Annotated in this window: 11 protein-coding genes; 4 read left to right on the top strand and 7 right to left on the bottom strand. The window is 49.7% G+C overall.

Annotated features, from left to right (window positions below; all coding sequences use genetic code 11):
- Positions 1–13: 13 nt before the first annotated feature.
- Positions 14–2152, bottom strand: a complete 2139-nt coding sequence (locus ABFD83_13380) for a diguanylate cyclase (protein ID MEN6358063.1) — start codon at positions 2150–2152, stop codon at positions 14–16.
- Positions 2153–2409: 257 nt separating this feature from the next.
- Here ABFD83_13380 and amrS point away from each other — a divergent pair, with 257 nt between their 5' ends.
- Together amrS and ABFD83_13370 are read left to right on the top strand one after the other, a co-directional pair.
- Entirely contained in the window at positions 2410–3486 is a 1077-nt protein-coding gene (gene amrS / locus ABFD83_13375; GenBank protein ID MEN6358062.1) for an AmmeMemoRadiSam system radical SAM enzyme, read from the top strand.
- 68 nt (positions 3487–3554) lie between these two features.
- Positions 3555–3890, top strand: a complete 336-nt coding sequence (locus ABFD83_13370; GenBank protein ID MEN6358061.1) for a 1-deoxy-D-xylulose-5-phosphate synthase — start codon at positions 3555–3557, stop codon at positions 3888–3890.
- 178 nt (positions 3891–4068) lie between these two features.
- On the opposite strand, the gene ABFD83_13365 is transcribed toward ABFD83_13370, so the two are convergent.
- The 6 genes from ABFD83_13365 to ABFD83_13340 form a co-directional block, all read right to left on the bottom strand.
- Complete coding sequence (locus ABFD83_13365) at positions 4069–4266, bottom strand: hypothetical protein (GenBank protein ID MEN6358060.1); 198 nt, start codon at positions 4264–4266, stop codon at positions 4069–4071.
- 28 nt (positions 4267–4294) lie between these two features.
- Complete coding sequence (locus ABFD83_13360; protein ID MEN6358059.1) at positions 4295–4708, bottom strand: response regulator; 414 nt, start codon at positions 4706–4708, stop codon at positions 4295–4297.
- 142 nt (positions 4709–4850) lie between these two features.
- Entirely contained in the window at positions 4851–6371 is a 1521-nt protein-coding gene (locus ABFD83_13355; protein MEN6358058.1) for an amino acid permease, read from the bottom strand.
- A gap of 30 nt (positions 6372–6401) precedes the next feature.
- Positions 6402–7445 carry a glycosyltransferase gene (locus tag ABFD83_13350; GenBank protein ID MEN6358057.1) on the bottom strand — a complete coding sequence of 348 codons (1044 nt, stop codon included), beginning with the start codon at positions 7443–7445 and terminating at the stop codon, positions 6402–6404.
- Positions 7442–8743 (bottom strand): glycosyltransferase family 4 protein, encoded by a 1302-nt coding sequence (locus ABFD83_13345; GenBank protein MEN6358056.1) that lies wholly within the window; start codon positions 8741–8743, stop codon positions 7442–7444. Before ABFD83_13345 ends, ABFD83_13350 begins: the two co-directional genes overlap by 4 nt.
- Positions 8730–9122, bottom strand: a complete 393-nt coding sequence (locus ABFD83_13340) for an STAS domain-containing protein (GenBank protein MEN6358055.1) — start codon at positions 9120–9122, stop codon at positions 8730–8732. Before ABFD83_13340 ends, ABFD83_13345 begins: the two co-directional genes overlap by 14 nt.
- 365 nt (positions 9123–9487) lie before the next feature.
- Here ABFD83_13340 and ABFD83_13335 point away from each other — a divergent pair, with 365 nt between their 5' ends.
- Complete coding sequence (locus tag ABFD83_13335; GenBank protein MEN6358054.1) at positions 9488–10264, top strand: MTAP family purine nucleoside phosphorylase; 777 nt, start codon at positions 9488–9490, stop codon at positions 10262–10264.
- 76 nt (positions 10265–10340) lie between these two features.
- Positions 10341–11390: a 4-hydroxy-tetrahydrodipicolinate synthase gene (dapA, locus tag ABFD83_13330; protein MEN6358053.1), complete on the top strand. Its 1050-nt coding sequence runs from the start codon at positions 10341–10343 to the stop codon at positions 11388–11390.
- Positions 11391–11395: the final 5 nt, after the last annotated feature.

Here is an 11395-nt window from a genome sequence, read left to right as displayed (position 1 = left end):
AAGCGTCTAATTGCTATGCTGCTCTGCGATCATTCCTCTGACAAAGTTCTCCTGATGCCATGAGCACTTTGCCAAGCGCTTTCACGATTTCATGAGCATAAAATGTACCGGTGTTTTGCGTCAGCTCATCGAATGCTTCCAGTGGAGACCTCTTTGCCCTGTACGAACGTTCAGAAGTCATTGCCTCGTATGCGTCCGCGACCGCGATTATTCGCGACGGGTAGGGGATTGCCTCGCCTCGCAGCCCGTCTGGATACCCTGTTCCATTCAGCCGCTCATGATGATGTCTAATAATCGTGCTCACATAAGCAAGCTCATCTATTGCCCCTACGATCTTGCAGCCCGCTACAGGATGCTGGCGCATCGCAGCCCATTCCTGATCGTTAAGCTGTGTCTGCTTGTTTAGCGCGCTGTCGGGAAGTATGAGCTTACCTATATCGTGCAGACGTGATGCAAACTCCAATGCGCTGCGCTCCTGTACGGGGATATTCAGCTCATCTGCTATCGCAAGCGCCAGCCCTGTAACACGCTGACTGTGGCCTGCTGTGTAGTGGTCCTTTGCGTCAATTGCGGAAACAAGCGCATCAATGGATTGCAGCACAAGGCCGATGCCCTTCTGCGTCATTCGTTCGCGCTCAAGGCGGCAGCGCTCTACATTCCGCTCCACAAGTATCGGCAGTTCCATCGGATTAAACGGCCTGAGAAGCACATCGGAGGCTCCGCGCTGTAGCGCCACTCGGCTCTCTTCAAGGAGATGGCTTTCAGTTACAAGGACCACCGGCATCTGCGGATGAATCGACGTCAAATCGCTCAGCGCTGTAAGATTTCTGTCAGGCAGCGCTTCGATACTTACAAATGATATGTCAAAGACCTGAGTGCGAAGAATCTCAACAGCTTCAATTGAATTGGCGGCAGCCCTTACTTCACACGACTGAGCAGCAAGTGTATTGTAGATATCGCCTGCGTGTTGCTCATTCGGGTTTTCAACTACCAACACTTTCTTGCGCCCATCACCCATCAAAGTCGATCCGTTCGTATTGTCATGGTTTACGGTGGCGCTTGAGCTTCCCCAAACGACTATACGATTGCGTCCGGTAATCTTGGCATGATAGAGCGCTCTATCGGCTTTCTCGATCAGCTCAGTCATGTCATTGGAATCCGTCGGATATTCCGCGATACCCATACTTATAGTAATAGTGCCGCGATCATATGACTGTGTTGCGACGGAACTCCTGATCCTGTCGGCAATTGCCTGCGCCTCTTCCTTATTGGCACCCTTCAAAAGCAGAGCAAACTCTTCACCGCCATAGCGCGCGGCCAGATCTCCCTGCCTCACTTTAGCATTCATAACTCTGGCAACCGTCATGAGGACGACATCACCGGCCTGATGTCCGTAGGTGTCGTTATAGTTTTTGAAATTGTCGACATCCGCCATTACAAGGCAAAACTTCCGATTTCCGCGCGTGGAAGAAGCATAACGGCATAATTCGTGCAGAGTCTGCTGAAAAGTCCGGTGATTTGCCAGCCCCGTGAGTCCATCTATCGTGGCCTGCACTGAAAGCTCCTGATTAGCACCTGCAAGGTCATCAAGTAAGTTGGAAGACTGCTCGATTGACAGAGCATATGAGATCATCGCGGATGCCTGTGCCGCCACTGCCTCTGCAAGATGGATCAGGCTATTGACACTTTGACCGGCAGGATAAAAAGCGGCAAGAGCGCCGCTTGCCCCAACTTCGGACCTTATCGGGCAGGCCAGAATAATTCCGACGCCACAGCCGATAAGTTCACGCATTGTCTCGTTGTCCGGCCCAACTGATGTGCTGTCGATTACCAGCGGTTCTTTACATTCCCTGTCGGTAACAAGATTGCCGGCCAGGTTGAGAAATGCCGTCTGCAAGCTGCCATTTACTTCATCGGTGCACACGCATTCAATGCCTCCAAGGCACGGGTCGATAGTAAAGAGGGCAACAAGATCGGTATCAAGCGCATTTTGTGCTGCGGACAGGATTCCCGTTTTTACGTCGCTCAGGCGTGCGTGCGGACCGAAATCCGACATGACAGCGAACACTTGACGAAGTTTGCACAAAGCCTGGGCGGCAGCTTCATCGTAATCTTCATGCGCATCCTTGCTGTCGTGTTTTCGGAGCTTCAAGATAGTCAGGCAGATACAGCACAGGCCAATAGACAGTGTTACGAATAAGCTGCGGCATATTGCAGCGTACACGGTTAATCCTAGCGCAAGAATGGTAACAAGGATAAATGCAATATTTTGAGTAACAACACAATGTATACTTTTTGCAAGTCTGCGTATTTCCACGATAGTATTATTATTGGCACTTGCCTGCTAGTTTTTAGTGCAAACAACTTGATTGAAACAGTAAATATATGTCAGCAAGATAAGGCTAACTAATGATCGACAAACTTGAGAGTCGAATAGAATCGCTGCGTTCTGCCGGTGCGCTAAAAGAAGCACTCTTGGCAGAAAATCTGGGTGATGGGCGTATAGGATGCAATATATGCCAGCGCAGGTGCCGGATATCCAAGGGTGGGGTAGGATATTGTCGCACAAAAGTCAATTATGATGGCATACTATATGACACAATCTACGGCGTAATATCCTCTGCAGCAGCCGATCCAATTGAAAAGAAGCCTGTGTTTCATTACAGGCCAGGCAGCCTTTGCTATTCTGTTGGAACGCTTGGGTGTAATTTCAGGTGCATCTTTTGCCAAAACTGGGAGATAGCTTACGCCGATGCTGTAGAGTCTGCATGCGGGTATTGCAAGACCGGCGTAAGCCCGGAAATACTGGTCCGAACGGCAAAAGAAAGCCACTGCGAGGGCGTAGCCTGGACATATAATGAGCCGTCAATTTGGCTTAATTATACCCTGGATTGCGCAAAGCTCTGCAAACAAAACGGTCTTTATACCGTATATGTGACCAATGGTTACTCCACACCGGAGGCTCTCGATCTAATTGGTCCCTACCTTGATGTATATCGAGTGGACATAAAATCCATGGACGACAATTTCTACAAACAGCTTATCAAAGTGCCGTCAATGCAGGGAATTCTGGATGTCTCGGTTCGAGCAAAAGTAGAGTGGGGGATGCATGTCGAATGTGTGACAAACATTATCCCCGGCTGGAATGACAGCGAGGAGAACCTCACCAAAACCGCTCGCTGGATAGCCGATTCTCTCGGCACGGATACGCCGTGGCATGTCACGCGGTTCTTTCCATATGGTGAGCTTTCTGATATCCCTCCGACGCCGCCTGATACATTGGAGGCAGCCGTCAAGATCGGTAAACAGGCAGGGCTTAAGTTTGTCTATCTCGGTAACATGGTCACCGAGACAGGCGAAAACACATATTGCCCGAAGTGCGGAAGTCTGGCTGTGAGAAGATCGGGATATACCACACAGATTGTTGGAGTAACTTCCGAAGGCAAATGCTCTGTCGATTACGAGAATCTAAACATGCGCTTGTAAGTCAAAGTTTATCAAAAGCAAAGTTGTATTCTATATATTTATATCAGTAATAAATTGGCGGCAGAAAAATGCAATCTCGAATCATGTATATTGAATTGAAGACCCATCCCGGCGGACACAATGATCGCGGACCGGCTAGAATTGGCCGCGTCACATTTTCAAAGACCGGCAGAACAATTTACTACAATGGAAAGAGTTTCCAACGAGGACGTCCAAGTACTTGCGGAAACTATTATGACATCGACACTGGTGATGAGTATTGGATATCAGGCTGTAAAAAGAACGGCCAGGACCGGTATCCATGGGGTGACGCCGAGCCTGTCTGTTTAGACGAAGATGCTAGAGAAGAATACTGGACAGCAATAAGATGCCGGCCCGAAAGAATCAACGATACTGTCTCATGAGAGAAGGGCATGCAGATGTTTATTTAAGAGAATGGTTAACATAACATATATTATGGTGCGCGCATTAAAACCTGCGATGCATCAGAAATATTAACCTAGAGCAAGGAATAATGAATGTACAAAAAGCGGCAGAGGCAATAATCCTCCGCCGCTATTATATGTAGCTTATGTTGCGTTGTCAGGCTGCGGATTTTCGCAGGTTGTCAACGGCTTCATCTAGTCTGCGCACTGTCTGCTTTGCTTTTTCAAAAACATCGTTAATATTGTAAACCGCAGGCTCATTGTGCTTGGAGATATAGACACTGACGGCAGTAGCCACAGCAGCAACTCCAACAACCGTCCCTAATACGATAGCCATTGTTTTCTTGTCACTCACAGCCTTTTTTCTCCTTAGTGTAAGTTTGTTAGAGCTTGATCTCATAACGCACGTCGCCATTGGGGCCGCCGTCCATTGAATCAAAAATCCTCTTTACAAAGGAGAGCAACTCCATTGGGTTGAACGGCTTGGTAAGGTAACAATCAACACCAGACTGCCAACCCTTGAAAACATCCGCATCCTGCGCCTTTGCGGTTAACATAATAACTGGAATATCTCGTGTGGCCGGATTTCTGCGCAAATTTTGCAGGACTTCAAACCCGTCCATGTAGGGCATCATAACGTCGAGCACCATTAGGTCTGGCCGTTCAGACGCGACCTTCTCCAGCGCCTCTTTCCCGTCATTAGCTGTAACTACTTCATACCCAGCCCGCTCAAGGTTCACCTGAACTAAGCGCACAATGTGCTTTTCATCATCAACGGCTAGAATCTTTCTCGCCACGCTGGGACCTCCTTATTGTTCTCCATCGACTTCAAGTATATCACGAGGGCAGTCCTGTGGTCAATTAATGCAACTGCACACTTTCTACAGAATAGTTTTCGGCAGAATATGTCAAAACCCACAGGTATAGCTCCCCCACCCTTTAGCGCTTGACTCTCTCCCTTACTTTTTCACGGGCGCGTATCTTTGCCATAACACTATTACGCCGCCCATAGCTAAAATAGATGACCAAACCTATCGCCAGCCAAACGCCCAGCCTCAACCAGTTTTCCCAGGGCAAAGAGAACATCAGAAGCAGACAAAATGCAATACCCAGAATAGGCACCAACGGCACCATCGGGCACCTGAACGGCCTCGAGACATTCGGATGTGTTCTTCGCATTATCAGCACCGCTAGGCACACAATCACAAATGCAAGCAGCGTTCCGATATTGACCAGTTCAGCCAAAATTCTCAGTGGTATTAGGGCAGACATTAGCGCTACAAGGCACCCGGTAAGTATTGTCGATTTCCATGGCGTCTTAAAGCGTTTGTGCACTGCGCCGAAAAACTTGACCGGCAGCAGGCCATCTCTCGCCATAGCAAGCAGAACGCGCGGCTGGCTGAGCATCAGGACAAGCAGTACGGATGTGATCCCGGCAACGGCTCCCATTGACACAAGAAATCTTGCCCACGGAAGGCCGACCTGCCCAAATGCCGACGCCACCGGCGCATTCACATCTATCTTGTTGTATGGCACCATGCCGGTCAGAATGGCGGCAACTGCAATATATAAAATCGTGCAGACGATAAGTGAGGCTATGATGCCGATCGGCACGTCTCTCTGAGGGTTTCTTGCCTCCTCGGCGTGGGTCGAGACGGAATCAAATCCTATATACGCAAAGAACATAATAGCCGCGCCTGCGAGCATCCCAAGCGGTTCTCCGCCTTTGCCGGACATGCCCAGTATTGTCTTACCGAAGAAACCGAAGCCTGTCATTCCATAAGGGGCAAACGGCTTCCAGTTTGCAGGATTTACATAAAACGCGCCTACAGCAATTACAAAGAGCACAATTGCCAGTTTGATAGCGACAATGGTTGCATTGAACCTTGCGCTTTCTTTTATGCCTATCACCAGGATTGATGTGACTAGGGCCGCTATAATAATCGCAGGCAGATCCAATAAAGTCCCGGTCGAAACAAGGTGACCTAGTGATGGGCTATAATCGAATGGAGCGTTTGTAAGTGCGGCAGGCAGATGTATATTAAATATGCTCAAGAAGTCCTGCGCATATTTGGACCAACCTTGAGCAATAGAAGCAGAGGCGACTGTATACTCGATCACAAGGTCCCAACCTATGATCCATGCAAATAGTTCGCCGAGTGTCGCATATGCATATGTGTAAGCCGATCCCGCGACTGGCGCAAGTGAAGCGAACTCAGCATAGCAGAGCGCGGCGAAAACACATGCAATCCCGGCCACAACGAATGAGAGAATGAGAGCAGGGCCTGTCTTGTCGTGCGCTACTATGCCCGTAACGACAAATATCCCGGCCCCGATTATGCATCCGATCCCTAAGCTGGTGAGTTCCAATGGTCCCAGGACTCTGCGCAGACGATTATCGCCCGCCATCTCTTCCAGCAACAAACTCAGTGGTTTCTTTGCAAATAGTCTGCTCACCATATGCTCCCGGGATTACTTTTGTGTTATTTGCTAAGTGTCCAGTTTGTCCAGATATGGCTGCATCGCTAACTGCGCCAAGAGGCAGCAGATTGTGGATTCCGAACCCTGGTTAAGGTTGGAACCATCCGGGCCGAGAGCATCATAGCACCCACCCGTAACCGGATCGTAAAGCGGCGCTCCGACTGAGTTGTGACCAAAGAACCAGTCAAAGCATACTTTTGCCAGACCAAGATATCTCTCTTCACCGGTAGCGTCATATGCTGCCAGGTACGACAATGTATGATCCAGTGGGTCCACCGGCTGCTGATCGTAATAGGCTCTCTCATAGCCTTTTACATACCAACCGTTGCAGCCGACAGGATAGAGCATGCCATCGAGTATACACACCGTTGTGATAAAATCGAGACTCGTGGTCGCTACTTCGAGATATTCTTTCTTTCCAAGTGTCTGATATGCCATAAAGAGCGCCCTGGGCAGCATTCCGTTCGCGTACGTCAGAACGGTTTCGAACCACATCCAGTCCGGCTTTGCATTCCAGTGAAAAGCCTCACAGAGCGAATCGGCAAGCGACTCCATGATCTGGCGGGCGTCTTCGCTGTCCGGAACATTCTTGAGATAGTAATGGCAGCCCATGATCATATATGCGCGCGCGCGCAGGCTCTGATTCGGGTTGATCCATCGTTTTCCGGCATCAAATAGCTGTCTTGCCACTTTCTTGATGTTAGAGTGCAGTTCGGCGGATAGTGCGTATCCGCATGCCCACATCACGCGGCCAAAACAGTCGTCACTGCTCTGATCGTCCAGCCATACCTGATCGTAAGCCATGAAGTTATGAAAGTGTCCTGACGGAGTCTGCGCATAATGCAGAAAGCTCAGATATTTGCTGACAAGCTGCAATACCTGTCGCGAACCCGTCCGCTCGAACTCCATAATAGCTGAAATCAGCGCCCTAGCATTGTCATCTGTCGTGTAGCCGGTCCTGCGGTTAGGGATCGAAAATATCGCATGCTGAATGACCCCTGTCGAGTCTGTCAGAGTCTCCAGGTGCTCAAATACGATTGGAGGATATGTCATTCGACTTCACCCATCTTAGCTCGTTGGCGAGTGAGGATCCTGTGGAACAGGTCCATATAATCGACTGCCACATTAAACCATGCCGCACGCCTGCCGTATGCGTACGCAGCGTTTTCCATGGACTCCTTCAACTCTTTGTTGTCGAGTATAGTATTGACTGCATTTGCAATGCTGTCAGGCGACTCAAAGTCCACAAGCATGCCGCGACCTTCCGAGAGCACTTCTTCCGCATAAAGATAAGGTGTGCTTGCGATAGCCTTACCGCAGCCGAGAGCATAAGCCAGCGTGCCGCTGGTGATCTGGTCCTTGCTCAGATACGGCGTCACATATACATCAGTTGCGCACAGGTATCGCACCAACTCGTTGAGAGAGAGGAAACGGTTGTTGAACCGGACACTGTCCTCGATTCCCAACTCACTCGCGGTCTCGACGAGCATGTTTCTGTATGACTCGCCTTCGTTCTTTCTTACGCCCGGATGCGTTTCACCGAGCACCAGATATATCACATTCGGGTGCTTTTCAAGGATCTTAGGCATTGCTCGAATAACATGCTCGATCCCTTTGCCCCGGCTAATAAGCCCGAATGTAGACAGGATCGATTTATCTGCCAGCCCAAGCGCCCTCTTCACACTTCCCGCTGAGACTCTGTGGACATTGGGCACTCCATGCGGGATTACCGTAGCTTTTTTGGGGTCGACATCGTATACATCCAGCAGAATATTTCTTCCCGTGCGGACCATGACGACCATGGCCTCACACATTCTGCCGATTTCCTGAATTATCCTTTTCTGGTTGGGGCTCGGCCTTTGAAGGACCGTATGCAACGTGGCAATGGCAGGCTTTTCGAGCGCTTCAAGAAAATCTAGTATGTATTCGCCGTCGTCTCCGCCGTATATCCCGAATTCGTGTTGAATGCTTACGATATCAATTGTGGAATCGTTTATAAACTTCGCCGCGTCCAAATACGACTGCTTGTTTTCACGAAGTATCTGGAACCGCACGACGCGCTCATACGGCTCAATCTCATGCTCGCGTTTTACCGCTATGATATTGGGTTTTGAAAACGGAGTATACTTTGCAACAGAGGAAGAGAGGTCTTTGGTAAAGGTGGCAATTCCGCACTCACTGGGCGGATAAGTTGCTATATATGCGGGCTCGATCTTGTTCATGGTTTCGCGAAGATACCTGAACAGACTCAAGTCTTCACTTTTGAGCCATCTTACTTCGTCTCGTAGAGCAAATTCTTCCGGGACAGATATGTCCACATGCGGGACTGCCTTCTCATCAGTTTTCGCCATCAACAACAAGACCTCGATTCCTGTTCGTGATTTGATCTAATGCCGTAACGGCAGCGTGCTCCGCGTCAAAGATGGGAAACACTTTTTCCAGCCCCGTAATCTCGAATACTTTCTTGATTTGAGGTCCGTCGCTGACGATCATAATCTTTCCGTCGCGCTCGCTTACCCTCTTCAATCCGCCGACAAGAGCGCCAAGCCCTGAGCTGTCTATATATTCGACTTTACACATATTGATAATCAGATCAATGCCTCCGTCGTCTATCAACTCAAGCATGATCTCTCTGAAACGCGCAGACGTATATGCGTCCACTTCCCCGTTTAGCTCAATAATTCTTGTGGTGCCATTCTTACGGACGTTTATTTGTAAATCCATTTCCATTGCCGATGAACTCCTTTCTCGACTACGACGGCCCAAACTACAGCCCAGAAGTCCAAACCCACCCAATTTATCCAATGGTTCAGGCTCCCCCAGTACATACATGCACCCGTCCGGGGTCGTGACATAAAAAATTGAACAGTCGCCAGCATGTCCAATGGACAATTTCAATCTTAGACGCTATGTGTATTTTTCCCTTCCTTGAGAAATAAACACCTCACATAACATGCCGTGCATCAATTATACTATATTTCGGACTAGTCTACCTAGCGCAAACAATCACATCATCTGCTATTTTCCATAGACCCGCCCTCTCATAGAAGGAGAAATACGCTCTTCAATGGAATTTGCATCTTGGAGGTATATGAGTGAATATTGCGATAATCGGCGGGACAGGCATTGACGAAATAATAGATATCGATTCGATTTCGACGCTGACGACCCGTTTCGGAGAGGCCCAGATCATAGACGGACGGCTGGATGATATTCGTCTTCTGTTTGTCCCCAGACACGGAAGCAGCCACAATATTTCCCCGAGCAGGATAAACTATCGCGCACAAATCGCGGCAATAAAAAAACTCGGTGTGCAGCGTGTTATAGGAATATGCGCAGTGGGTTCAGTCAGAAAAGATATGCCGCCCGGCTCATTTGCCGTGCTCGGCGATTTTATCGATCTCACAAAAAAGCGTATCGATACTTTTTTTGACGATCCCGAGGGGCCTGTAGTGCATACCGATTTTTCGCATCCGTATTGTCCTGAGATATCTAGTACGCTGAGTTCGGCATGCGGCGAGGCTGGTGTCGCGTTTGTGCCGGACGCGGTTTATGCCGGAGTCGAAGGGCCGAGATATGAAAGCCCCGCCGAAATACGTTTGTACGCATCATGGGGCGCTCATGTGATCGGCATGACGAATATCCCTGAAGTTGTGCTGGCAAAAGAAGCGGGACTCTGTTACGGCGCAATAGGTGTTATTACCAATATGGCCAGCGGCATCTCCCCCACTCCACTTTCGCACGATGAGGTACGCGAGGCAATAGCCTCCACATCTAAAAGTCTGGCGGATGTGCTGCGCGATGCAATTAGGACATTACCGAAGACTCGCGGATGCACGTGCGCTTCAAATAGCGCGCTTGTCATTACGTGATGTACATTACGTGAGGCATTGCCAAAAAAACGAATCCACTCTAAAATATAATAATAGCTTTTTTTGGAGGATTCTAATGAAGATGCTGGAAGGCACCTGGACAGCCGCAGTCACCCCGCTGACGCATGATTTATGTGTGGACTGGGATGGACTCAAGAAAAACATCGAGTTCCAGATATCGCAGGGGATTACGGGTGTGGTGCCGGCAGGCACGACCGGAGAGTCACCTACACTCGACTGGGACGAGCATGGCAGGGTTATAGAGAGTGTCATATCTCTGTGTAAAGGCCGTTGCGGTATTCTTGCCGGTTCCGGCAGTAACTGCACATCCGAGGCGATTGCCAGCACAAGGCACGCGGTAAAATCGGGCGCAGATGCCGTATTGCTGGTCGATTGCTATTATAACGGTCCGTCTTCAAGCGAACTTCGAGATGAATACTACGGCGCTATCGCGTCAGAATTTCCAAACACCACAGTTGTCCCCTATATCATTCCCGGCAGGTCCGGGACCGCTCTCGCCGCCGAAGATTTGGCGCTGCTGAATGCCAAATTCCCGAATGTAAATACTGTTAAGGAAGCTACAGGCGACCTTCACAGAATGGCCCGGACCAGAAGTCTGCTCGGCGACGGTTTTTCGATTATGAGCGGTGACGATGATCTCACATTCGATATGATGACTCTTGCCGATGTTCGCGCAAACGGCGTGATATCAGTCATATCCAACGTAGCTCCCGCTGCACTGTCAAAGATGGTGAAGTTTATCCTGTCGGGCGACCAGGACGCTGCACGTAAGGTCTATGAAGGCCTTGCCCCATTGTTTGGCATCGTAACAGTCAGGGTAGACAATGAGCGGATCTTACCCAACGGCAAAAGAGTAGCCGTCACGGACAGATATCGTAACCCGGCTGCGATCAAGGTCCTGATGAATGGCCTTGGAATGCCGTCGGGCCCATGCAGAAAACCGCTGGGCAAGATGTCGCGCGCGGGCGTAGAGGTTGTAAGGGATGCCGCCAGGAGCGTTTGGACGAAGGCTCCCGAGTTCCTGGCGCCGGTGGGTGAGTATTACGGTGTCGATGTAGAAGCGAGGCTTTCGGACGGTTCTATTTGGGATGGCCTCGCTCAATAAGAGTG

This window comes from Armatimonadota bacterium (assembly GCA_039679645.1).
Lineage (GTDB): Bacteria > Armatimonadota > UBA5829 > UBA5829 > UBA5829 > UBA5829.
The sequence above is the reverse complement of the archived record's forward strand: the minus strand, read 5'-3'. Positions and strand labels throughout refer to the sequence as shown.